At 66.9% G+C, this 24,547-nt stretch carries 17 protein-coding genes and 2 tRNA genes; 6 read left to right on the forward strand and 13 right to left on the reverse strand.

Translation table 11 applies throughout. From position 1 onward, the window contains the following. Positions 1–21: 21 nt before the first annotated feature. Together PQ455_RS01845 and PQ455_RS01850 are read left to right on the forward strand one after the other, a co-directional pair. On the forward strand, positions 22–1,965 hold the full coding sequence (locus tag PQ455_RS01845) for a DUF3857 domain-containing protein (protein ID WP_273688694.1): 1,944 nt from the start codon (positions 22–24) through the stop codon (positions 1,963–1,965). Positions 1,966–2,041: 76 nt separating this feature from the next. Further along, entirely contained in the window at positions 2,042–5,320 is a 3,279-nt protein-coding gene (locus PQ455_RS01850; protein ID WP_273688695.1) for a tetratricopeptide repeat protein, read from the forward strand. A gap of 3 nt (positions 5,321–5,323) precedes the next feature. Here the strand turns inward: PQ455_RS01850 and PQ455_RS01855 are convergent, their stop codons facing one another. Continuing rightward, on the reverse strand, positions 5,324–5,494 hold the full coding sequence (locus tag PQ455_RS01855) for a hypothetical protein (RefSeq protein WP_273688697.1): 171 nt from the start codon (positions 5,492–5,494) through the stop codon (positions 5,324–5,326). Positions 5,495–5,601: 107 nt separating this feature from the next. Between PQ455_RS01855 and PQ455_RS01860 the strand changes: the two genes are divergently transcribed. The 3 genes from PQ455_RS01860 (at position 5,602) to PQ455_RS01870 (ending at position 11,336) form a co-directional block, all read left to right on the forward strand. Then, positions 5,602–5,686, forward strand: a tRNA-Leu gene (locus tag PQ455_RS01860). Between the two features lie 76 nt (positions 5,687–5,762). Then, positions 5,763–7,361, forward strand: a complete 1,599-nt coding sequence (tig, locus tag PQ455_RS01865; protein ID WP_273688698.1) for a trigger factor — start codon at positions 5,763–5,765, stop codon at positions 7,359–7,361. A 1,116-nt stretch (positions 7,362–8,477) separates the two neighbouring features. Next, complete coding sequence (locus PQ455_RS01870; RefSeq protein WP_273688700.1) at positions 8,478–11,336, forward strand: TonB-dependent receptor plug domain-containing protein; 2,859 nt, start codon at positions 8,478–8,480, stop codon at positions 11,334–11,336. A 233-nt stretch (positions 11,337–11,569) separates the two neighbouring features. Here PQ455_RS01870 and PQ455_RS01875 read toward each other — a convergent pair. Beyond that, a tRNA-Gln gene (locus PQ455_RS01875) sits at positions 11,570–11,644 on the reverse strand. Positions 11,645–11,752: 108 nt separating this feature from the next. Here PQ455_RS01875 and PQ455_RS01880 point away from each other — a divergent pair. Beyond that, positions 11,753–12,238: a MarR family winged helix-turn-helix transcriptional regulator gene (locus PQ455_RS01880; protein WP_273688702.1), complete on the forward strand. Its 486-nt coding sequence runs from the start codon at positions 11,753–11,755 to the stop codon at positions 12,236–12,238. 151 nt (positions 12,239–12,389) lie between these two features. Here the strand turns inward: PQ455_RS01880 and PQ455_RS01885 are convergent, their stop codons facing one another. From PQ455_RS01885 to PQ455_RS01935, 11 genes are all read right to left on the reverse strand, one after another. Next, on the reverse strand, positions 12,390–13,658 hold the full coding sequence (locus PQ455_RS01885) for an MFS transporter (RefSeq protein ID WP_273688704.1): 1,269 nt from the start codon (positions 13,656–13,658) through the stop codon (positions 12,390–12,392). Positions 13,659–14,233: 575 nt separating this feature from the next. Beyond that, a complete protein-coding gene (locus tag PQ455_RS01890) occupies positions 14,234–15,232 on the reverse strand; it encodes an AbfB domain-containing protein (protein ID WP_273688705.1) in 999 nt (332 codons plus the stop codon). Positions 15,233–15,321: 89 nt separating this feature from the next. Beyond that, positions 15,322–15,717: a hypothetical protein gene (locus PQ455_RS01895; RefSeq protein ID WP_273688706.1), complete on the reverse strand. Its 396-nt coding sequence runs from the start codon at positions 15,715–15,717 to the stop codon at positions 15,322–15,324. A 240-nt stretch (positions 15,718–15,957) separates the two neighbouring features. Next, entirely contained in the window at positions 15,958–17,217 is a 1,260-nt protein-coding gene (locus PQ455_RS01900; RefSeq protein ID WP_273688708.1) for a flavin monoamine oxidase family protein, read from the reverse strand. 398 nt (positions 17,218–17,615) lie between these two features. Then, positions 17,616–18,878 carry a cell division protein FtsA gene (gene ftsA, locus PQ455_RS01905; protein WP_273688710.1) on the reverse strand — a complete coding sequence of 421 codons (1,263 nt, stop codon included), beginning with the start codon at positions 18,876–18,878 and terminating at the stop codon, positions 17,616–17,618. Positions 18,879–18,886: 8 nt separating this feature from the next. Continuing rightward, positions 18,887–19,801, reverse strand: a complete 915-nt coding sequence (locus PQ455_RS01910; protein WP_273688712.1) for a cell division protein FtsQ/DivIB — start codon at positions 19,799–19,801, stop codon at positions 18,887–18,889. Continuing rightward, positions 19,798–20,712, reverse strand: a complete 915-nt coding sequence (locus tag PQ455_RS01915) for a D-alanine--D-alanine ligase (RefSeq protein ID WP_273688714.1) — start codon at positions 20,710–20,712, stop codon at positions 19,798–19,800. Before PQ455_RS01915 ends, PQ455_RS01910 begins: the two co-directional genes overlap by 4 nt. Before the next feature lie 136 nt (positions 20,713–20,848). Next, positions 20,849–21,715 carry a UDP-N-acetylmuramate dehydrogenase gene (murB, locus tag PQ455_RS01920; RefSeq protein ID WP_273691474.1) on the reverse strand — a complete coding sequence of 289 codons (867 nt, stop codon included), beginning with the start codon at positions 21,713–21,715 and terminating at the stop codon, positions 20,849–20,851. A gap of 62 nt (positions 21,716–21,777) precedes the next feature. Then, the gene (locus tag PQ455_RS01925) at positions 21,778–21,978 is read right to left on the reverse strand and encodes a hypothetical protein (protein WP_273688716.1); all 201 of its coding nucleotides are present in this window, start codon (positions 21,976–21,978) and stop codon (positions 21,778–21,780) included. Beyond that, the gene (murC, locus tag PQ455_RS01930) at positions 21,975–23,390 is read right to left on the reverse strand and encodes a UDP-N-acetylmuramate--L-alanine ligase (RefSeq protein WP_273688718.1); all 1,416 of its coding nucleotides are present in this window, start codon (positions 23,388–23,390) and stop codon (positions 21,975–21,977) included. The genes PQ455_RS01925 and murC overlap by 4 nt, the downstream gene beginning before the upstream one ends. Next, complete coding sequence (locus PQ455_RS01935) at positions 23,387–24,493, reverse strand: UDP-N-acetylglucosamine--N-acetylmuramyl-(pentapeptide) pyrophosphoryl-undecaprenol N-acetylglucosamine transferase (RefSeq protein ID WP_273691475.1); 1,107 nt, start codon at positions 24,491–24,493, stop codon at positions 23,387–23,389. The genes murC and PQ455_RS01935 overlap by 4 nt, the downstream gene beginning before the upstream one ends. Between the last annotated feature and the right edge of the window lie 54 nt (positions 24,494–24,547).

Here is a 24,547-nt window from a genome sequence, read left to right on the forward strand (position 1 = left end):
CCGAGCCGATAGGGTGTTCTCATGAAGACCCTCAGGTTCGCGGCGCTGGCGTCGATCAGCCTTCTGGCCCACCCGGCTTTCGCTGCCGACAAACTGCTTTACGGCCCGCCCGCCGACTGGGTGAAGCCGATACCCGTCCGCCCCGACATAGCACCGCCCGGCGACGTGCCCGTGCGCCCGCTGTTGCAGGACCAGCAGGTCCGGCTCGACCGCACCGCGCAATATCGCTTCCTGCGATCGATGATGAAGATCCAGACGGCGCAGGGGCTGTCGGCGGGCACGATCAACATTTCGTGGAAGCCCGACACCGACGATCTGACGATCCACAAACTCCTGATCCATCGCGGCGATCAGGTGATCGACGTGCTCGCCAAGGGCCAGACCTTCACCGTCCTGCGCCGCGAGACCAATCTCGAACGCGCCGCGCTCGACGGCAATCTCACCGCTACGATCCAGCCCGAGGGTTTGCAGGTGGGCGACGTGATCGAGTTTTCGGGCACCTTGAAACGCAGCGATCCGGTGCTGAAAGGCCATGTCGAGCAGGCCGGGGCCACATGGAACGGCGCCACCATCGCCCAGGCCAGCTTCCGCGCGAGCTGGCCAGCCGATCTGCCGCTGCGCCTGCGCCAGACCGAGGATTTGCCCGTTCCCAAGCCGGAGAAAGCCGGCGACCGCATGACGCTGGCCATCCAGATGGACGGCGCCAAGCCGCTGATCCGCCCGGCCAAAGCGCCGCCGCGTTTCCAGCGCGGCCGCATCCTGGAGATGAGCGACTTCGCCGCGTGGAGCGACGTCGCCGATCTGATGCGCCCCTATTTCGACAAGACCGCGCAACTGCCCGCCACAGGCCCGCTACAGGACGAACTGAAGCGCATCGCCACGCTCTCGCCCGATCCCAAGCTGCGCGCCGAGGCGGCACTCGTGCTGGTGCAGACCAAGGTGCGCTACCTCGCCCTCTCGATGAACGATGGCGGGCTGGTGCCGGCGGCGGCCGAGCTGACCTGGTCGCGCCGCTTCGGCGACTGCAAGGGCAAGACGGTGCTGCTGCTCGCCCTGCTCCACGCGCTGGGGATCGAGGCGGAGGCGGTGCTGGTCAACAGCCCGACCGGAGACGGGATCGACGCGATGCTCCCGATGGTCGGCGCCTTCGATCATGTGCTGGTCCGCGCGCACATCGCCGGCAAGACCTATTGGCTCGACGGCACCCGCCCCGCCGATACCGATATCGACCGGCTGGAGGTGCCGACCTTCGTGTGGGGTCTGCCGCTGATCGAGAAATCGGCGCTGGTCCGCATCATGCCCGAGCCGCTCAAGGAGCCCAGCGTGATCGCGCGCTCCAGGATCGACGCGAGCGCCGGCGCCTTCGCCCCCGCGCCCTTCCATGGCGAGATCATCTTGCGCGGCGACAATGCGCTCAAGATCCGGCTCGGCCTCGCCAATGCCTCGGCCGAGCAGAAGGATCAGGCGATCAGGAAATTGATGATGCAGCGCTACGATTTCGTCCAGTTCAAGACGACGGCGATGAAATGGGACGACAGGACCGGCTCCCTCACGCTCGGCGGCGACGGCATGGCCACGCTCGAATGGACCGAGCGCCGCTATTCGCCCGACGGCATGGACGTCGGCAATCGCGCCGATTTCACGCGCGAACCCGGCCCGCACCAGGACGCGCCCTTCACGGTCGGCTATCCCGCCTATTTCCAGGCGGAGGAGGAAGTGCTGTTGCCCGCCACCGGCTTCACCCTCGTCAACGGCGAAGCGGTGGACAAGACGGTCGCGGGGGCCGCCTACACCCGCCGCGCCAGCGTGGACGGCAAACTGTTCAAGGTCATGACGACCCAGCGCAGCCTCGCCAGCGAATTCCCCGCCGCCGACGCCCCGGCGGCGCAGGCGACATTACGCGCGCTGTTCGCCAGGAAGGTGCATCTGGTGCTGCCGGAGAGCATCAAGGATCCGGCGGAGTAAGGCCGCCCGCACGCCCGCGCGGCGATACTTGCGAAGCCGAACGCAGCGGCTACCTTGCCCGCCGGGGGGTATCATCATGCGTTTGAAGTGGAAGGTGATTCTGGCGGCGTCCGTATGCCTGGCGTCGCCCGCGTTCGCGGCGGACAAGATCCTCTTCGCGCCGCCGCCGGCCTGGGTGCAGCGCAAGGCGATCAAGCTGGACGACGGGAAGGACGGGGCCGCCGCCGTGCGCTTCCTGTTGCAGGACCAGCAGGTCAGGCTCGATCCCGACGCGCAGACCGTCTTCGCCGAGAGCTATGTCAAGATCCAGACGTCCGAGGGCCTCGCCGTCGGCGCCGTCAATCTCGCCTGGCGGCCTGAGACCGAGGCGCTCACCGTCAACGGCCTCCAGATCCATCGCGGTGGCAAGGTGATCGACGTGCTCGCCGCCGGCCAGCAATTCACCATCCTGCGCCGCGAGCAGAATCTGGAACAGGCGACCCTCGATGGCACGCTGACCGCCACGCTCCAGCCCGAAGGGTTGCAGGTTGGGGACGTGCTGCACCTCACCACGACGATGCGGCGCAGCGATCCGGTCCTGAAGGGCCATGTCGAATTCGCCGCCATGCCGGGCGCGGGCATGCCGATGAACCATGTCGGCTTCCGCGCCGACTGGCCCTCGGCGGTGAAGGTACGGGTCAGGCAGACGCAGGATCTGCCCAGGCTGGCGCCCGAGGAGAAAGCCGGCCGCACGGGCATCGCGCTCGCGCTGGACGACCTCCAGCCGCTGCTGCTGCCGCGCGGCGCCCCGCGCCGCTTCCAGATCGGGCGGCTGATCGAGGCGAGCGACTTCGCCGACTGGGCGGCCATGGCGGCGCTGATGAAGCCCTATTTCGACACCGCCTCTGCGATCCCCGCCACCGGCCCGCTGCGCGCCGAACTCGATCGCATCGCCAAGGCCTCGACCGATCCCAAAGCGCGCGCCGAGGCGGCCCTGTCGCTCGTCCAGACGCGCATCCGCTACGTCAATCTGGCGATGGGCGCGGGCGGCTATGTGCCCGCCTCGGCCGAGCAGACCTGGTCGCGCCGGTTCGGCGACTGCAAGGGCAAGAGCGCACTGCTGCTCGGCCTGCTGCGCGCGCTGGGCGTGCAGGCCGATGCGGTGCTGGTCAACAGCGGCGGGGGCGATGCCGTCGCGGGGCGGCTTCCGGCACTCGGCGTGTTCAACCATGTCATCGTCCGCGCGGTGATCGGCGGGAAGACCTATTGGCTGGACGGCACCCGCCCCAACGACCCCAGCCTCGACCGGATCGAGACGCCCGATCTCGTCTGGGGCCTGCCGCTCGCCGCCGGCGCCGACCTCGTAGCCATCCGGCCGGAACCTTATGCAGAGCCGGTGAGCGTCACCAAGGTGCGGATCGATGCCTCGGCCGGCATCCACGCCCCGGCCCCCTTCCATGGCGAGACGATCCTGCGCGGCGACGAGGCGCTCGGCGTCAAATACATGCTCGCCAATTCCACCCCCGCGCAGCGCGACGAGGCGATGCGCGACGGCTGGCGTTCGAGCTATGACTATATCGAGGCGAAGAGCGTCGCCGCCACCTATGACGACAAGACCGGCATCGCGACGATGACGGTGGACGGCACCGCCAAGCTCGACTGGTCGAACGCCAACACCTACCAGCCCGACAATGTCGGCGTCGGCTACCGCGCCGATTTCACGCGCACCGAAGGACCGGACCGCGACGCACCCTTCGCCGTCGGCTTCCCCGCTTTCTCGCGCACCGAGGAGACAATGCTGCTGCCGAGCGAGGGCTTCACCCTCGGCAACGCCGCCGACGTGGACCAGACCGTCGCCGCCACCACCTACACCCGCCGCGCCCGCATCGAGGGCAAGACCTTCACGGTCGTCAGGACCGAGCGCACCTTGGCCCCCGAGTTCCCGGCGAAGGACGCGCCCACCGCGCAGGCGGTGTTGCGCGCGCTGGCGGGGCGGTTCCTGTATGTGAAGAAGCCGGCGGGGTATCGGCCTACTGCCAAGGATCGCGAAGCCATGCTGGCGCGAACACCGGAAACCGCCGCGCAATTCATCGAGCGGGCTGCCCTGCTGGAGGATCAGGGAAACTTCCCGGAGGCACTTGCGGCGAGCGAGGCGGCGCTGGCGATCGAGCCGGATAACGTCCATGCCGCCGCCGTGCGCGCAAGTTATCTTGCGATGATGGGAAGGATCGGCGACGCGGAGAAGGTCTTGACCCCTATCCTGGCAACACATCCCGACAATCCAGTCGTCATGCTTACACATGCCAGACTGCTGCATGAAAAAGGCAATTTTAGCGAGGCAGATGTAGCTTACTCGAAGATTCTCAATCAGTTTCCAAAGCACAAGGAGACACAATTTTCCCGTGCGCGCGTCCGCTATGCTCTGAGCCGACTGGATGATGCATTGAGCGATGCCCGCCAGACCGTCGTGCTGTGGCCCGAGAATGTTGACGCTTACATTCTCCAAGCAAACATTCTTATGCGTCAAAAGAAGAACGATGAGGTTCCTGCCGTCATTCAGGCACTCGTCACTGCGAACCCGAGCAGCGGCTACGCGCATGTCGCTGCGGCAAAATCCTACCACCGGCTTGGCCGGTCGGCCGATGCGATGCGCGAGTTCGATGCGGCAGCCAAGGTGGAGCAGGCCGCCTATATCTATATCAATCGCGCGATCATTCGGCCGCGATCGGATCATGCCAATCGTCTCGCTGATCTCGAAAAAGCGCTAAGCCTCGAGCCGAAAGATGTGAATGCGCTGATGGCTCGCGCCGAACTCGCGTCGGAGATGAAGGATTACGAGACGGGGATAGCCCTTTGGACGAGGATCATCGCTGACATCCCCCAAGAACCCGACGGCCTGATCGGCCGGGCCACCCAATATGCCTTGGCGGGCCGCGTTGAAGATGCGGACCGCGATTTCACAGCTGCGCGCGCCATGAAACGGGCTGGTACTCTCAACAATCTGTGCTGGGCCAAGGCGACTAACAATATCCTGCTGGAATCGGCGTTAGCCGACTGCAACGCGCAGATCGCCGAAGCCCCCAACGCGTCCGGCTATATTGACAGTCTGGGCCTGATCCTGTTCCGGCTCGGTCGGTTCGATGAGGCGCTTGCCGCCTATGACAAGGCCCTCACCAGCGCACCGCGCCAATCCTCATCCTTGTTCGGGCGGGGTTTGGTCCATGCCGCCAAAGGCGAGACGTCAAAGGCGAATGCCGATTTCGCCGCTGCGGTAGAAGCTAATGGGTTGGTCGAGGGCGAGTTCGCCTCCTACGGCCTCACCCGCACCGGCCCCTTCCCCGCGCCCGCCCCGGCCGCCACACCCGCAGCAAAATAGCCCTCACGTCTCCGGCTCGGCATCCGCCGGGTCGTCGCGGTGGTGGGGGATGTCCTCGCGGTCCTCCACGCCCTCCACGCTGCTGCGCCGGGCGCCCGCGTCGCTGACCTGTTCGGGCGAATCGGCGGGGCCGGCGGGGGGATTGTCGGGGTTGGGATCGGGGGTGGTGGCCATCGGGCTGTCCTCTCTTGCGTTGCTTGCCCCAACGGCCGGGGGGCGCTCGCGGCTCCATCCTTGCCCTTCCGCGTCCACTGATGTAGGGCGCGCGCTTCCCAAGCCCGGCGGGCGTGGCGGAACTGGTAGACGCGCTGGATTTAGGTTCCAGTATCGCAAGATGTGGGGGTTCGAGTCCCTTCGCCCGCACCAGCCCCGCAGCGCAAGCGCGGGGTGGCCACAGAATCACTTGAAGCCATCAACGAACACCCGAGGAAACGAAACGCCCATGCAGACGGTCGAGACGCTCAACGAGGGCCTGAAGCGCGCCTACACGCTCACCATCCCCGCCGAGGACATCTCGGCTCGGGTCGATGCCGAAGTGAAGCGCGCCGCGCCGCAGATCCGCATGCCCGGCTTCCGCCCCGGCAAGGTGCCCGCCAACCTCATCAAGAAGATGCACGGCCCGGCGATGGAGCAGGAAGCGCTCAACACCTCCGTGCAGGAAGCCATCCAGTCGCTGCTGAGCGAAAAGGGCCTGCGCCCCGCGATGCAGCCCTCGGTCGAGCTGACCGACGGCTACGAGGCCGGCAAGGACGCCGAAGTGAAGGTCGCGCTGGAAGTGCTGCCCGACGTGCCCGCCCCGTCGATCGAGGGCATCACGCTGGAGCGCCTGACGGTCGAGGCCCCCGAGAGCGAGATCGACGCCCAGATCGAGCGCCTCGCGTCGCAGCAGAAGGCCTATGATCCCGCGCCCGAGGGCCATGGCGCCGTCACCGGCGACATGGTCGTGCTGGACTTCGTCGGCAAGGTCGACGGCGTCGCCTTCGAGGGCGGCACCGGCGAGGGCATGTCGGTCGAGCTGGGCTCGGGCCGCCTGATCCCCGGTTTCGAGGATCAGCTGGAGGGCATCACCGTCGGCGAGGAGCGCGTGCTTAACGTCACCTTCCCCAAGGATTACAACGTCGCCACCCTGAAGGGTAAGCCCGCCACCTTCGAAGTGAAGGCGACCGAGGTGAAGACCGCCAAGGACGCGGTGGTGGACGAGGATTTCGCCAAGTCGCTGGGCCTCGAGAGCCTCGAGCAGCTGCGCGGCCTGTTCAAGGGCCAGGTCGAGCAGGAGCTGAACGGCCTGACCCGCACCCACATGAAGCGCAAGCTGCTCGACCAGCTGGCGTCGAGCCATGATTTCGAGGTGCCGCCGTCGATGGTCGAGGCCGAGTTCGGTCAGATCTGGGCGCAGCTGGAACATGAGGCGACCCACGAGGCCGATCAGGAGGCCGCCCGCGCCGAGATGGAGAAGGATCGCGACGACTACCGCGCGATTGCCGAGCGCCGCGTGCGCCTGGGCCTCCTGCTTTCCGAGATCGGCCGCCAGAACGGCGTCGAGGTGAGCAATCAGGAGATGCAGCGCCTCGCCATGCAGGCCGCCCAGCAATATCAGCCGCAGGATCGCCAGCGGTTCATGGAATATCTCCAGCAGGATCCCATGGCCGCCGCCCAGCTGCGCGCGCCGCTGTATGAGGACAAGGTTGTCGACTTCCTGTTCGAGAAGGCGACCATCACCGATCGCGTCTCGACCCGCGAGGAGCTGGAAGCCGAGATCGAGGCCGACGCCGCCGGCGACATCAAGCCGCACGTCCACGGCCCCGATTGCGATCACGGCCACGGCGAGGAAGGCCATGTCCACGGCCCCGACTGCGACCATGACCACGACCATGCCGCCGAAGAGAAGCCGGTGAAGAAGGCCGCCGCCAAGAAGGCCAAGAAGGCCGACGAGCCGGCCGAAGCCGAAGCGGCGCCCGCCGAGGAGGCCGCCGCCGAGGACGCGCCGAAGCCGAAGAAGAAGGCCGCGCCGAAGAAGAAGGCGGCCGACGCCGAGGCCTGATCGCTTCGCGACGGACAAAGGGACAGAGGCCCGCTCGCCGCAAGGTGGGCGGGCCTTATCTTGCCTGGCGACCTTCGCCTGATCCTCGGCAAATCGCGGGGTAGGCCAACGATTTGGGAAAAGCGGGCCGTTAAGGCGGCGTTACGAATCATGCTGCATGACGGCACGCGGCATGGGCATTCGACGGTGAAGCGATAGATGGGCAACCGTTGGTTTCGGAAATCGATGTCCGGTCATAGCCCCGTTACCTGGCAGGGCTGGGCCGTAACGATCGGTGCGGTTTGTTTTGCCACCATCACCGGCGTGATGCTCGTTGCATGCGCCGGGGACCGGCCGTTGTTGGGCCTGATATCGGCCCTGTCGGGGGTGGCGGCCTTGGCAGGTTTGCGCTGGTTGGCCGTACGACACAGCAATCTGTAGCGGGCTGTAGCGGGTCGAGCGATCGGCTTGCCCTTGATGACGACCGGGTGGACCGTGGGCGGGCTGCGGCGTGGACGGTAGCCGATCGCCCCGATCTTCCGTGATGTAGCCGAACTCCAGGGCGCCATCCCCGCGGACGCGCGCCGATCTCGCGTGGCTTGCGAAGACAGAATAAGGCGCGCTGATCGAACGGATCGGCCTGATCGATGCGCAACGCCAATGTTGCAACGCTGCGTGCGGCATGGGGGCCGATGAGGCCTGATCGACACGTCCATCCATGCCCTCGCGCTCCATCCCGCACGGCGCATTTTCGGCTCGTTGAGGCCAAATTGCATATCCTTTCCGTGCGGACGTCCGCCCACCACCGCGTCGGAAAGTCGCCGCTCGGCACGCTGTGCGTTCGTCGACACGGTGCCACGGCCGCGCGAATGCCCGAGTGCATCAGTTCAGCCATCGATCCTGCCCTTGGTCGGATATTTTTAGCATGACCGCCATGTGACTAGCAGAAGTGGCTCCGCTGTCCGTTTTGGCAGACATGGGATCATGATCGACTGAGTGCCATCAGTCTGCTCAAAAAATAAGTCTATATTGATAAATATAGATATAACAATAATTTATAGATCCGAATAGATTCCGTTTCTACGGATTGAAGATGGAATTTTGACTATATCGGTTAATGTCAGGGGGCTGAATATCATGCGGAATAAGGGGGCTTGCTTCGACGTGTCGCTGAGAGCGTCGGTCTGTGCGGCGGCGTTGTTCATTTCCAGTGCAGCCTACGCTCAGTCGGCGCCAAGTCCGGTCACGGATACCGATGAGGTGGTCGTCATCACCGGCTCGCGCGTCGTTCGCGATGGATATGAGGCCCCGACACCGGTGTCGGTCGTCAGCCGTCAGGAGATCGAGCGCTCGGCGACCCCCAACATCGCCGATTATGTGAATACGTTGCCGGCGGTCTCTGGCAGTTCGACGCCGATCACCACGGCCACCAACGTCGGTCAGGGTCGCCAGGGCGTCAACTCGCTGAACCTGCGTGGCATTGGCGACGTCAGAACCCTGACCTTGCTCGACGGGCGTCGTGTCGGCGGTGTCATCAACACCGGTGTGGTCGATGTCAGCGAATTGCCACAGCAGCTCATCTCACGGGTCGATGTGGTGACGGGCGGAGCCTCGGCATCCTACGGTTCGGATGCGCTGTCGGGTGTCGTGAACTTCGTGCTCGACACCAAGTTCACCGGCCTCAAGGGCGAAATCTCGGGCGGCGAGACGACCTATGGCGACAACAAATCGTGGAAGGCGTCGTTGAGCTACGGCGCCGGCTTTGCCGGCGGTCGCGGCCATTTCCTGCTGAGCGGTGAAGCCTCGGCGGAAGACGGCATCATCACGAACACCCGCGCGTGGAACAGGACCGGCTGGGCGTTCATCAACAATCCGGCCTACCGGGCCGGGAACGGGCAGCCGCAAGTCCTGCGGCTGCCCCAGGTGGCCCTGAGCACCGCGACCCTGGGCGGCACGATCGCCTGCTCCGCGACGTCGGCTTGCTCGTCGTTGCGCGGCATCTCGTTCGGGCCGGGCGGCACGCAATATAATCTCGTGTTCGGCCCGATCGTCTCCGATCCGATCATGGCCGGCGGCACCTTCGCCGACAACGCCATCCGCGACAAATCCACGAGCCTTACGCCCAAGCAGAACCGCCAGAATCTGTTCACGCGGGTCAGCTACGACGTCGCCGACGACTGGAATGTGTTTGCCGAAGGATCGTGGTCCCACCTTGAAACCTACTCGGAAATCTTCCGTGGCAATCTGACCAACACGCTGACGCTTCGTGCCGACAACGCCTATCTGCCCGCTGCGATCGCCAGCCGGATTACGGCACTTGGCCTCACGTCGGTCCCTTTCGGAACCATGAAGGGCGACAATCCGGTGACGGGTGGCCTGGGCAAGCACAAGTCCTTTCGTGGTGTGGGCGGCATAGACGGCAAGTTCGGTTTATTCGGCACCGAATGGAAGCTCAGCGGCTATTATGAATATGCGCGCTCCACGCTGTCGAATACGTCGACCAACTCCACGTTGCTGCCGAATTTCATGCTGGCTATCGATGCGGTGCGGGCACCTAACGGTTCGATCGTCTGCCGCTCGACGCTGACCAACCCGACCAACGGGTGCGTTCCCTACAACCTGATCGGCACCGGCGTGAACAGCCAAGCCGCGATCGCTTATGTGACGGGAAACCCCAACCAGCGCAGCATCTTCAAGCAGAACGTCGTCAGCGTGAACATCGCGGGCGAGCCGTTCGACCTGTGGGCCGGCCCGGTCTCTATCGCCTTCGGCGCCGAGCATCGCACCGAATCGGCATCGGGTACGGCCGATGCCCTCACGCAAGCCAATCCGGGCAATTGGGATTCGACCGGCGGCCAGCCGGCGGTTGGCAGCTATAAGGTGTCGGATGCCTATCTCGAAACCGTCATCCCGCTGGCGAGGGACATGTGGTGGGCCAGGTCGCTCAATCTGAATGCGGCCGCCCGCGCCGTGAAATATGAAAACGGCACCTTCGCGACCTGGAAGCTTGGGGCGGAATATATGCCGATCGAAGGCCTGCGCATTCGCGGCGTCGCCTCGCGCGACGTGCGGGAAGCCAATCTCGCCGATCGTTTCGCGGGTATTTTCCAGAGCCAGAGTTCCTTCTCGGACCCGAACAACAATGGTGCCGCGGCGACAGCCCGTCAGTTGAACTCCGGTAACCCGAATCTCGATCCGGAAATCGGCCGTACCTATAGCGCCGGCGTCGTGGTCCGGCCGGGTTTCCTGCCGGGCTTCAATGCGTCGATCGATTATTACAAGGTCAGCATCAAGGGCGCGATCGGCAGCCTGTCCACGCAGCAGATCGTCAACCTGTGCTTTGCGGGCAATCAGTCCGCCTGCGCCCTCATCACCCGTACGCCGGGCGCGACAAACCAGTATGACATCGCAAATCAGCCGCTGAACCTGGCTTCGGAGCGCACGCGGGGTCTGGATCTGGAGGCAAGCTACCGCTTCAAGATGTCCGACATTCTACCGGACATGGGCGGAACGGTCACCATTCGCGGCCTGGCGACGCATTACATCAGTTACAAGGTGGATCCCGGCCTGCCCGGTTCGATCATCACCGAGCGCGTCGGCGCGACGGGTCTGCCGGATTGGCGCTATTCCATGTCGATCAGCTACGACAATGGCCCGGTTTCCTTCAGCGGTACGGCGCGTGGGGTCAGCGCGGGCGTGGTCAACAACAATTTCATCGAATGCCAATCCTCCTGCCCGACCTCGACGGCGAATAATCCCACCTACAGCGACATCTCCATCGCCGCCGCGACCTATTTCGATATGGCCGTGAACTACAAGTTCGGCGCGGAGCGGCAGTATGAGATGTTCTTCAACGTCCGCAACGTGGCCAACAAGGATCCGGCGATCGTGCCCAATGGACCCACCGGCAATCCCTACCGGTCGCCGGCGATCGACCAGACGCAATATGACGTGCTTGGCCGCGTGTTCCGGCTCGGCTTCCGTTTCAAGGTTTGATCCGGCTTGTGTGCCGAGCGCTGCCGCGATGCGGCGCTCGGACGCACGGTTTTCAAGGATGATCCGGGGTCAGCCGATAGCGGCTCCCTCATCGGCATCCTCTCGTCCGGCGGGCCGACGGTATTCCATCGCCCCGTAACATCGCGTGACGACAGCGACTGTGCCGGCACGCCGGCCCGGTCGCTGTCGTCATCCGTGATTGATCGCGAAGCGCGCGAACGTCTGACAGCCGCTGGCTGGGGCGCCAGGATTCGAACCTGGGAATGGCGGCACCAAAAGCCGCTGCCTTACCACTTGGCGACGCCCCAACACGGCCGCCGGGCTGATCGCTCGGCGGTGCGGAGCGCTCCCTTATCGCCTGTCGGGGCCCATGGAAAGCCTTGTCGGGGCGGGAAAGCGATGCCAATTGGGTCAGCATGGCTGTCCCGTCCGCTTCGCCCCTTTTCCTGCGCGAGACCGAGATCCGGCGCGGGATCGAGCTGCTCCATTTCGGCTACAGCCACCTCCATCGCGGGATCGATGCCGCGCTGGAGCGGATCGGGCTCGGCCGGGCGCACCACCGCGCGCTCTATTTCATCGCCCGCAAGCCTGATCTGACGGTAAGCGAACTGCTCGCCACGCTCGGCATCACCAAACAGTCGCTCGGCCGCGTGCTCAACGAACTGGGCGCGCGCGGGCTGGTCGAGACGCGGACGGGGCGCGAGGATCGGCGCCAGCGCCTCCTGCGACTGACGGCGGCAGGGCGCGCGCTGGAAACCGAATTGTTCGATGCCCTGCGCGAGCGGCTGTCGGCGGCCTATGGCGAGGCGGGCTATGGCGCGGTCGGCGGCTTCTGGCAGGTGCTGGAGGGGCTGGTGCCCGCCGAGGAGCGCGGGCGGATCGAGGTGTTGCGGAAGGGGTGAGGGGAGTCCTTTGTCCGCCTCACGGCGGAAGGCCGCACCAGCCCGCACCCCCACCCGGCCTCCCATCCAGGATATGCTATGGGAGGCCGGGTGGGGGCGCGGGCTGGTGCGGCCTCGAAATGCGATCTTTCTCGCATTTCGACCGACAAACTCACGCCACCACCACCCTCGCCCCGCTGCCACCCCCGCGCGCCACCATCAGCACCGCGACAGCCGCCAGCACACCCGTCACCCCCGCCGCCGCGAAGGCCGGGCCGTAGCTGCCCGTCATTTCGCGCACGAGGCCCGCGCCGAAGGCGGCGGTGGCGGCGCCCAGCTGGTGGCCGACCATCACCCAGCCGAACACGATCGGGGCATCCACCTCGCCGAAATGGCGGTAGGCCAGCCGCACGGTGGGCGGCACGGTGGCGATCCAGTCGAGGCCGAAAAACACCGCGAAGATGGTGAGGTTGGCCGCGGAGAAATCGACGAAGGGCAGCACCATCAGCGATGCGCCCCTCAGTCCATAATAGACAAACAGCAGCCGGCGCGGATCGTAGCGATCGGTCAGCCAGCCCGAGGCGGTGGTGCCGACCAGATCGAACAGCCCCATCAGCGAGAGCAGCCCCGCCGCCGTGACGGGCGCGATCCCCATGTCGCCGCAAAAGGCGATCAGGTGCGTGCCGACCAGCCCGTTGGTGGTGAGCCCGCACACGAAGAAGGTGCCGAACAGCAGCCAGAACATCGGCACCCGCACGGCCCGCGTGAGCGCGGTGATGGCGAGGCCCACGCTGCGCGCCTGTTTCAGCGCGGCGGGCGGCGGCGCGTCGGGCGCCGCGCCGAAGCGGTCCGCGCCGATATCCTGCGGGCGTTCGGGCACCAGCAGCGCCACGACCGGGATCAGCGCACCCGTCACGATGGTGACCGCCAGCGCCACCGGCCGCCACGCGCCGCCCTCCGCCAGCCACGCGATCACCGGCAGAAAGATGAGCGCGCCGGTCGCGGTGCTGGCGGTCAACATCCCCATGACGAGACCCTGCCGCGTCGCGAACCAGCGGTTGACGATCGCCGCGCCCAGCACGGATGCGACCGCGCCCGATCCGATGCCCGACACGATCCCCCAGGTGGCGACATACTGCCACGGCTCGCGCATCCACAGGCTGACGAAGGTGGCGGACGACATCAGCACCAGCCCGCCCAGCATCGTCCGCTTGATGCCCAGCGTCTGCATCAGCGCGGCGGCGAAGGGGCCGACGAGGCCGTAGAACAGCAGGCCGATGGCGGAGGCCGCCGAGATCGTCGCCCGATCCCAGCCGAAATGCGCCTCCAGCGGCAGCATCATCACGCCGGGCGCCGATCGCAGCCCGGCCGATACCAGCAGCGCGCAGAAGGTGACGCCCGCGACGACGAAGGCATAGCGATGGCCGAGCGCGCGGATCATGCGGGGCCTCCGGCGCTGCGGAAGTTCACGAAGGTCACGGGGTCGAAGGTGGTTTTCACCGACCGCCGGGCCGCGCCGCCGGGCTGGGGACAGGGAAGGGCGCGGGAGTCGACCATGCGCAGGGCGATGCCAGAAAATGGGGGCTGTAGGACAGAGGAATCTCGCGAACGACGCGCGTTCTCGGTCTCGTCTTCGCAGGGGGCCGCCGCTCGGCGACGGGAGGACGCGTGATGATGCGGTCATGGCGGCCGAACTTCGGCGCGATTCAATTCCGGGCGTATCAGTTAAGCGCGCGACCGGGGCAGCTCACGCCCGGAGGACGGACGATGGGAACGTGCGCGACGTCGTTCGACGGGTCGGTACGAAAGAACAAGGAAAAGGCGCTTTTCGGCACCTGCTTCCGTCACTGGGCGAAGCTTAGCTAAACCCGGCGTCAGGACCGCAGCCGGGACAGCTTGCGTTGATGGCGCGCTGATAAGCAGCGGCCTCGAACAGGCTCACCGGCACCTTGCAGATTTATGGAAGGTGGTACGACAGCAGCCGGGGCGACTGCCGACGCACCACTTTACAATCAATTATCTACTTTCCCAATAAATCTTTTGTCCATCTCTGGATACTATTTGGAGCATGCCCTGATCCGTATATATCAGCAGCGCTGTTGGGTCTTTAGCAGGTGTGGAAGACCAGACAGTTCCTCTGCTCGCATCGATAGCGTAGAGCACGCCGTCCTTCAACGTGACTCCATTGATTTCTTTTCCACCAACGAGTTTGCTGTCAAGGCACCATGTAGTGGGCACTTCGTCCCAAGTTTGGTATCGTGTTTCAAATTCTTTAGTTCCAAGTTTTTTTCTTCGGTCCACTACGCAGAAGCTCTTTTTATTACTCTTGATATACAAACCAAAGTAATAAGGCACGGAGGAGTAGGGATCACGCCCAGCCAACAGCATTGGGCCTGGCGGCAACGCTGCGGCCTTCGCGTTCGGCACTGGCTTTCGAGCCGCATTGATCTGCACGGCGTTCAGCACGCGCCAAGTGGCGTCGCGGCGGAACAACTCGCTGCCGTCGTTGCGATGGGCGTACAATATGAAGCTGGAATGGCGCAGGTAGAGATTGCGGTTGGGCAGCGACTGGAATGAGGTGAGCGACTGCCCGGGCGGGCTCGCCAGCCCCGGCACCGCCACGAACTGCGCCGCCGGATCGGTTGGCAGGTTGCCCAGGAATTTCGCGCTGCCATCGGGATAGATCGTCAGATATTTGCCGTTGGCGCCCTTGAAAGTCACCACCCTGGTCTTGCCGTCGGCGGCCAGCCGGTTCTCGGTCGTGACGGTCGGCTTCACCGTCGATGCGTCATATTGCTCGATCCGCGCATCCGCCTTGGGGCCGACGAACCAGCCGGCGGTCGTGTTCAGTTCGCACGGCGCGTTGCCGACCGAGCAGGATTGCAGCGCGGCCGATGGCGGGACGGCCTGTTGGGCAAGCGCTGGTGCCGACAAGGCGGCAAGGCCGGCGAACATCATCGGCGCGGCGAAGCGCCCGGCCCGCGACAGGCCCGTGTCGAAATTCCTGATCGTCACACTGCTCTCCCCCCTCTGCGGCCAGCATGATGCGGCCGCGATAGGGAGCAGGCGTCGCGCGGACACCTGCTCCCGTCACTGGCCGAAGTTCAGTTCGGGAACTTGTTCGGCGAATTGTTCGAAAGGCTGAAGCCCTTCATGCAATTGTGCCGGCCACCGAACATCGCCCAGGCGTAGTTGGTGCCCTCGTTGACGCGGAAATTGCGGCTCTCGCCCGGCGCCAGATCGGCGACCGACCAATATTGCCCGGCCTTGTTCTTGGTCAGGACGAGCATCCGGCTCTTGCTGTTGTTGACCACGCCCGACTGGATATCGGCCGGCTGCTCGATCGAATTGTACTTCTCCCAGCCCGCCATCATCTTCACGCAGCTCGGCTGCACGAACTGGGGCGGAACGATCACATCGACGATTTTCTGGCCCTGGGCGAAGCCGGGAGCGGAGATTGCGGACGCGAGGACTGCAAATGCGGCGATGGTGTTGCGCAAATCGAATATCCTTTACTTATATGATATGGGAAGATGAACATCTGTTCACGCGATACTGGCCGAACACTTGTGTCCGACGAGCGCTATTAAGCGAGTTTCAGATTACAGGTGCATGAACCGCGACGAGCTGATTCGGAAAAATGTTATTTTTCCGTAACGGATAATCATTCGTCACAATGAACATCTATTCACGCTGAATATCTATTCATTCTGTCATTTCGTACAGATTGATGACGCGGTCTATTCGTCTGGCGCTATCAACCCAGCCGCCAATACCCCCGTCGCATAGGCCCCATGCGCCGTGGAGAAATCGCTCTCCGAACAGGCCTCGCCCGCGAAGGCGAGCCGCTGCGACGGCGGCGTCGCCAGCAGCGCCCGTGTGTCGGCATGGCCGGGGAGGGCATGGCTGTAGCTGCCGCCGAACAACGGGTCGTGGCGCCAGGCCGAGGCCGCCAGCGGGGTGAGGCGGGGGCGCCAGTCGCCGCCGAGCAGCGCGACCAGTTCGTCGATCGCGAAGGCGGCCGTGGCGTCGCGGCCGGCCCCCTCCAGATTGCGGGCGCCGGGGCCGCCGAAGAAGCCCTCGATCAACGGGCGGCCGAAGGGGCGGAGGTAATAGCTGCCGGTGCCGGCGCGGCGCGGGTCGCCGAGCAGGTGGGTGTCGGGATCAAGGTCGTCGATCGGCCCCGCGACCGACAGGAAGACCTTGTCGGCGAGGCCCAGCGGCAGGCGGCTCGCGGCGTGGAGATGGTCGTCCAGCGCGGGGGTGAAGCGGATCGCGCCCGATGCCAGCACCGCGCTCGATACGGTGACGATCGCGGCGCCCGCGCGGATGGCCCCGCGCGGCGTCTCGATCGTGACGCCGTGGGCGTCCTCGGCGATGGCGGTGGCGGGCGTGTCGAGCGCGACCGTCACCCGGCCGCCGGGCGGGGGGATTGAGGCGGCCACGAGCGCGCCATAGCCCTCGCGCACCCGCCAGTTCACCTCGCTCGCGGCATCGTCATAGGCGAGATAGTCGGCGATCGAGAGCGCCGACAGTTCGACGCCGTTGATGTAGCCCGACAGCGCCTGGAGATAGGGGTTCCAGCGGTCGCCGGGCCGCAGCAGATCGGCGGCGCGATCGGTGGCGGCGGGGTAGCCCTCGGCCCGCGCGCGGGCGGCGGCGCGCAGGCGATCGTCGAAGCGGGCGAAGGCGTCGCGGGCGGCGGCCTGCTCGGCGCGCGGGAAGCCCAGGTCGCGCCATTGCGCGCCCCAGGCGGTCGGCGTGCGATCGACGGTGAAGCCGCTGCCCTCGGCGATGCCGACCCACGGGTTGCGCTCGGCCGAATGCAGCCAGCCGCAGCCGAGATCGACCGGATGCCCGCCCGCGACGACGGTATGCGCCCGCCCGCCGAGGCGCGGCCCGGCCTCGACGATGAGGGCGGAGCGCCCGGCGGCGGCGGCGGCGCGCGCGGCGCCGATCCCGGCCGCGCCGCCGCCGATGATGGCGATGTCGGGGGTCAAGGGTGGTTCCGGTCCGGCTCCCCTCCCGCTTGCGGGAGGGGCTGGGGGTGGGCCTGCGACATTGGCGGCAGGAGCGCGACCCTCGCGGGCCGCGCGCCCACCCCTAACCCCTCCCGCAAGCGGGAGGGGGAAATGCCGTGCGTGGCGGGGGTGGGGGGCATCGGGTTCCTCGGGCGGTGGCGCTCGGGAGCGAACGGATGAGGGGAGGGTTGGTTCGCGGGATTTGTGGGAGGATGCGCCCGTCAGCCGCCTTTCAGACAGCCCCCACCCACACCGTTCGCCCTGAGCAAAGTCGAAGGGCGTGCCCCAAGCGGTGCGTCCAGTCGCACGCCCTTCGACTTCGCTCAGGACGAACGGGATTTATCGGGCGTGCAGGTGGCAGGCGTGAAGAGCCCCCCTCAATACTCGCTCTTGAACGCCGCGATCAGGCGCTGGACCAGGCCGTGGGGTGTCGCGCGGATCACGGGTTGGGCGGTGGCGCCGGACTGGCGCAGGTCGATCGGGTCGGAGGCGGCGAACTGGACGAGGCCGGCCAAGGTGGTGAAGGCCGGGCCGGAATGCGCCTCGGGCAGCCCGGTCAGCCCGCGCGGGCGGCCGACGCGGACCGATCGGCCGAGCACGCCCTGCGCGTAATCGGCGATGCCCTTCAGGTCGGCGCCGCCGCCGGTCAGCACCACCTGCCGCGCGATCGGGCCGGAGAAGCCGAGCGATTTCAGCGCCTTCTCGATCTCGCTCATCCACTGCTCCAGCCGCGCGCGGATGACGGCGATCAGCTGGGCGCGGGTGATGCGGCCGGCTTCGCTGGCGCCCTGTTCGCCGGAAAGCGGCGCCACCTCGATCATCTCGTGATTGTCGCGCGGGGAGGTCATCGCCGATCCGTGGAAGCATTTCATCCGCTCGGCCTGGCTGCGGCGCGTGCCGAAGGCCGAGGCGATGTCGTCGGTGATGTCGCTGCCGCCCAGCGGGATCGAGGCGAGGCCCACCAACAGCCCGCCGGCGAACAGCGACACGTTGGTCACCCCGCCGCCCAGCTCGATCAGCGCCACGCCCAGCTCGCGCTCCTCTTCGGAGAGGCAGGCCATGCCGGCCGCGATCGGCGAGGCGACGATCGACTTCACCGCCAGATGCGCCGATCGCACGCACAGATCGAGATTGCGGACCGGCGACGGCTCGGCCGCGACGACATGGATATCGACGCCGAGGCGATCGGCATGGAGGCCGAGCGGGGTCTTGACCCCCTGCAGCCCGTCGAGCGTGTAGAGCGTCGGCTGCGCGTGGAGGACCATGCGGCCGTCGGGATCGATCGAATTGCGCCCGGCGGCCAGCAGTGAATCGATATCGGTCTGCTCGATGCGATGCCCGCCGAGATCGACCTCGACCGAGGCCACGTCGGACACGAGCCCCCCGGCCGAGAAGCCGACCCACACATCCTCGATATTGGTGCCGGCGATGCGCTCGGCCTGCTCCACCGCCTCGCGGATGGCGCCCTCGGTGCGGCCCATGTCGGCGACATAGCCGCGCCGCACGCCCTTGGACTCGCGCTGGCCGGTGCCGAGCACCACGAGCGTGCCATTCTCGCCCGGCTCGGCGATGAGCGCGCTGATCTTGGTCGATCCGATGTCGAGCGCGGTGATGAGCTTGGTGCCCCGGGGCTGTGCCATGGCTTTCCTCAGATGCTCGCGCGATCGACGGGCTCGGCGATGCGCCGGCCGGGTTCGCTCGTCACGCGCACCACCACGCGGCTGGGATCGCGCATGTCGAAGCGGACGTAATTCTGGCCGAGCAGGCGCACGGCGGCGTCCCGCCGGGCGAAATAATCGAAGGCGGCGATGGCCTGCTTCTCGCCCTCGGGCAGCGCCAGCGTCTCGCCGGACTGGAAGCGCAGGTCCCAGCGTCGGTCGCCGATCCATGCGGCACCGGCGACTAGCGGCTTGAGGGCTGGCTGGCTGTCGATCAGCTTGGCGAATTCCGCTGCGTGCATATTGGCGCCGGGGCCGATCACCAAAGGCAGCTTCTCGGGCATGGCGGCCGGGTCGATCGCGGCGATCGAGCGGCCTTCATTGTCGATCAGGCGCAGCTGCCCCTGATATTGCCACACGGCCGCCGGCTTGCGCTCGACGATGTCCACCACCAGCGTATCGGGCAGCCGACGCGAAACGCGCGCGTCGCCGACCCAGGCGAGGCGCATCAATTGCTCGCGCGTGCCGGTCAGGTCGACCAAAGGCATCGGGCGCACCTGCTGCGTCTGGACGATCTGGTAGACGCGGCTACGATCGGCATGGGCGAGGCCGACGACCTCGATATTGTGGACCGCGAAGCCCATCCGCCCGATCGTCTCGCCGATATAGACGCCCACCATCTGCGGCAGGCCCATTAGGATCAGCCCCGCGACGACGGCGGCCAGCACGAGCAGGCCGAGCAGCCAGTTGCCGAGGCGGCGGATCGTCTCCGGCCGGATCGGGATCATGGCGACCGCCCGCGCGACCATGCCGGGGCCTTTGGGCGCCGCCTTGGCCGCCGGGCGCCGCTGGGCGGTGCCGCCCTTGCGCAGGCGCGGCGGCGACGAGGCGGCGGCGCCGCTCACAGCGCCTCTTCCACGATCCGCTGGACCAGATCGGCGTAGCTGAGCCCAATGTGGCGCGCCTGTTCGGGGACGAGGCTGAGCGGTGTCATCCCCGGCTGGGTGTTGACTTCGAGCAGGAACAGCCCGGCCTCGCCCAGCTCGTCGTCCCAGCGGAAATCGGATCGGCTGGTGCCCTTGCAGCCCAGCACATGATGCGCCTTCAACGCCATCGCCATCGCCGAGGAGGCGATCTCCGGCGGGATCTGCGCGGGGCAGATGTGGACGGTGAGGCCATCGGTATATTTGCTGTCGTAATCGTAGAAGCCGCTCTTGGGCTTCAGCTCGGTCACCGCCAGCGCGCGATCGCCCAGCACCGCGACGGTCAGTTCGCGGCCCTTGATGAAGGGTTCGGCCAGCAGATTGTCGAATTCCTGCCACGGCCCCACGACATCGCGGCCGATCGGCTGGCCGTAATTCCCCTCGGCGGTGACGATCGCCACGCCGACCGAGGAACCTTCGTTGACGGGTTTCAGCACATAGGGGCGCGGCAGCGGATCGGCGCTGTGCAGGCTTTCCGACGCGACCATCAGCCCGGTGGGCATACGGATGCCGTGCGGCACCAGCTCGTTCTTGGTCAGCTGCTTGTCGATCGCGATGACGGAGGTGGCGAGGCCCGAATGGGTATATTTCAGCCCCATCAGGTCGAGCATTCCCTGCACCGTGCCATCCTCGCCGGGGCAACCGTGCAGCGCGTTGAACACCACATCGGGCGCCGCCTCGGCCAGCCGCGCGGCGACGTGCCGGTCCATATCTATCCGGGTGACGCGGTGGCCGAGCGATTCCAGCGCGTCGGCCACGCCATTGCCGGAGGTGAGCGAGACCTCCCGTTCAGAGGACCAGCCGCCCATGAGGACGGCGACGTGGAGGCTCATCGATTCCTCCCCAGCTTGCTGGGGAGGGGGACCGCCCGAAGGGCGGTGGAGGGGGCGACGGCGGAGCCGGCGCTGGCGCGCCGCCCCTCCACCATCCTGCGGATGGTCCCCCTCCCCATGCTGCGCATAGGGAGGATCATACGACCCCCACCCGCTGAATTTCCCACTCCAATGTCACGCCCGATTGCGCCTTCACTCTGTCTCGCACTTCTTCGCCCAGCGCCTCGATCTCGGCCGACGATGCGGTGCCGAGGTTGAGGAGGAAATTGGTATGTTTCTCCGAAACCTGCGCGTCGCCCCGCCGCAGGCCCCGGCAGCCGGCGGCGTCGATCAGCGCCCAGGCCTTGTGACCGTCCGGGTTCTTGAAGGTCGATCCGCCGGTGCGGCTGCGCAGCGGCTGGCTGGCTTCGCGCTCGGCGGCGATGCGGTCCATTTCGGCCGAGATGGCCGCCTTGTCGCCGGGCGTGCCCCGGAACACGGCTTCGACGACGATCGCGCCGGCCGGCACCTCCGAATGGCGATAGGTATAGCCCAGCCGCGCGGCTTCCCACGTTTCGATCGTGCCGTCGCGCAGGACGACCGTCGCTTCGACCAGGATGTCGCGCGCGTCGCGGCCATAGGCGCCCGCGTTCATCCGCACCGCGCCGCCGACCGTGCCGGGGATGCCGCGCAGGAATTCAAGCCCCGCGATCCCCGCGTCGCGCGCCGCGCTGGCGACGGTGATGCCCATCGCCGCCCCGCCCGCGCGGACGAGATCGCCCTCGATTGAAACCTTGGCGAACGCCTTGGGCAAGCGCACCACCACGCCCGGCACGCCGCCGTCCCGCACGATCAGGTTCGATCCCACGCCCACCGGCATCACCGGCACGGCGGGGTCGAGCGCGCGGAGGAAATCGGACAGATCGGCCACGTCGGCCGGGCGGAGCAGCCATTCGGCCGGGCCGCCGGTGCGGAACCAGATGAAGTCCGCCAGACTCGCGCCCGCCTCGATCCGGCCACGCACAAGCGCGCCGGGCGCGAGGCGCCCGGCGTCGTCCGAGAGGAGGGAAGGGGCGGGCGCGGCCGTCACTTGGCGCGGACGCCCCAGAGGCTGGCCCAGCTCTCATAGGCCTTCATGTTGGCGGCCATCGCCGATTGCGCGGCCTGCTGCGCCGACACCATGTCGCCGGCGCTCGTCATCGCCTTCTGCGCCCATTCGAGCTGCTGCTTCTGGAAGTCGATGGCCTGTTGCTGGAGCTTGATCCAGGGCGTGAAGAAATCGATCATGCGCTCACCTTCCGTGTTTCGCCGATCGCCTCGGCCAGCCCCGCCGCCCACTTCGTGATATCGCCCGCGCCGAGACAGATGACCATGTCGCCCGGCTGGCCGATATCGGCCAGCGCCGTCGCCAGCGCCTCGGGCCCCGAAATCTCCTGCGCCGAGCGGTGCCCGCGCATCTTGAGACCGGAGACGAGCGCCGCCGCGTCGATGCCCTCGATCGGCTGCTCGCCCGCCGGATAGACCGGGGCGACATAGACGATGTCGGCATCGTTGAAGGCCGATTGGAAGTCCGCCATCAGATCGCGCAGGCGGGTGAAGCGGTGCGGCTGGACGACCGCGATGACCCGGTTCTCGACCCCCTCGCGCGCCGCCGACAGCACCGCGCGAATCTCGACCGGATGGTGGCCGTAATCGTCGATCACCGTCATCCCGCCGACTTCGCCGACCTTTGTGAAGCGGCGCTTGACCCCACCGAACTTGGCGAAGCCGGTCTGGATCACGTCGTCGGGCACGCCCATTTCCAGCGCCACGCCGATCGCGGCGAGCGCGTTCTGGACGTTATGGCGGCCGGGCATGGGCAGCTCGATCCCCTCGATCGATCGGCTGCTGCCGTCGCGCTGGCGCACGATCGTCTCGAAGCGGTTGCCGCCGGGGATCGGTGTGACGTTGACGCCGCGCACGTCGGCCTGCGCCGAGAAACCGTAGGTCACCACGCGGCGGTCGCGGACGCGCGGGATCAGCGCCTGCACTTCCGGGTGATCGAGACAGAGCAGGGCCGCGCCGTAGAAGGGGACGTTCTCGACGAACTCGACGAACGCGTCCTTCACCTTCTCGAAGTCGCCGTAATGATCGAGATGCTCGGGATCGATGTTGGTGACGATGGCGTAGGTGCCGTCGAGCCGCAGGAAGCTGCCGTCGCTCTCGTCCGCCTCGACTACCATCCAGTCGGACGCGCCCAATCGCGCGTTGGAACCATAGCTGTTGATGATCCCGCCGTTGATGACGGTCGGGTCCACCCCACCCGCGTCGAGCAGCGCGGCCACCATCGAGGTGGTGGTCGTCTTGCCGTGGGTGCCGGCCACCGCGACGGTGGATTTCAGGCGCATCAGTTCGGCCAGCATCTCGGCGCGGCGGACGACGGGGACGCGGCTTTCCAGCGCAAGCTCCACCTCCGGGTTGCCGCGCTTGATCGCGGTGGAGGTGACCACCACGGCGGCGTCGCCCAGATTCTCCGCCTTGTGGCCGATCGCGACGGGGATGCCGCGCTTGCGAAGCCCCTCGATCACATAGCCTTCGGCCACGTCCGAGCCCTGCACCTTGTAGCCCAGATTGTGCATCACCTCGGCGATGCCCGACATGCCGATCCCGCCGATGCCGATGAAATGGATGGTTCCGATGTCGGTGGCGACGCCCTTCACGCAAACGCTCCCTGCGGCGCCGGCTCGAAGCCCTGCGCGGGTTGAAAATCGACGCCCGGCGTGTGGCCGAGCCCCTCGACCAGATCGGCCAGATCCTGCGTGGCGTGCGGCCGGCCGACGGCGCGGGCGCGGCTGGCGGCCACGATCAGCCCTTCGGGATCGTCGGCCAGCCCCTGCATCTGGCGGCACAGCTCCTGCGGCGTGAACGCCGTCTGCGCCACGGCGCGGGCGCCGCCCGAATCCGCCATCTCGCGGGCGTTGACGGTCTGGTGGTCGTCCATCGCGGAGGGGAGCGGGATCAAGATCGCGGGCCGGCCGGCCACGGTCAGCTCGGCGATGGTCGAGGCGCCGGCGCGGGCGATCACGACATGGCTCCACGCCAGCCGCTCGGGCAGGTCGGGAATGTAGGTCGCGAGATCGGCGGGGATGCCGAGGAAGGCATATTTGGCGCGCACCTGCTCGATATCCTCGGGCCGGCATTGCTGCGTCACCTGAAGGCGCTGGCGCAGCGCCGGGGGCAGCAGGCCGAGCCCCTCGGGCACCACGTCCGACAGGATCGATGCGCCCTGGCTGCCGCCGGTCACCAGCACGCGGAACGGGCCATCGGCCGAAAGCGCGGGGAAGGGCTTGTTGCCGATGTCCTTCACGATCTCCCGCACCGGATTGCCGACGAGGTGGACCTTGGGCTGATATTTGGCCTTCAGCCGCTCGACGTTCGGATAAGCGGTGGCGACCGCGTCGACCCGGCGGGCGAGGTAGCGGTTGACCCGGCCCAGCACGGCGTTCTGCTCGTGGATCGCGGTCGGGATGCCGTCCGCCAGCGCGCCGAGCAGGGCGGGGAGGGCGGGGTAGCCGCCGAAGCCGATCACCGCCGAGGGCTTGAACGTCTCGTACAGCCGGCGCGACATGGCGCGGCCCTGCCAGATCTGGCGCGCCGCCTTGAGGATACCCAGCGGCCCGCCGCCGCCGCGCCCGGCGGGCAGCACATGGGTCTGCACGCCATCGAACAGGCCGGGGATGCGCGCGCCGCGCTCGTCCGTCACCAGCGCGCAGAAATGGCCGCGCTCCATCAATTCGCCCGCCAGCGCATGGGCCGGCACCATATGGCCGCCCGTCCCGCCGGCGGCGAGGACGAAGTGACGACGGACGACAGGCAC

The organism is Sphingomonas naphthae (assembly GCF_028607085.1).
In the GTDB taxonomy this organism is placed as follows: domain Bacteria; phylum Pseudomonadota; class Alphaproteobacteria; order Sphingomonadales; family Sphingomonadaceae; genus Sphingomonas_Q; species Sphingomonas_Q naphthae.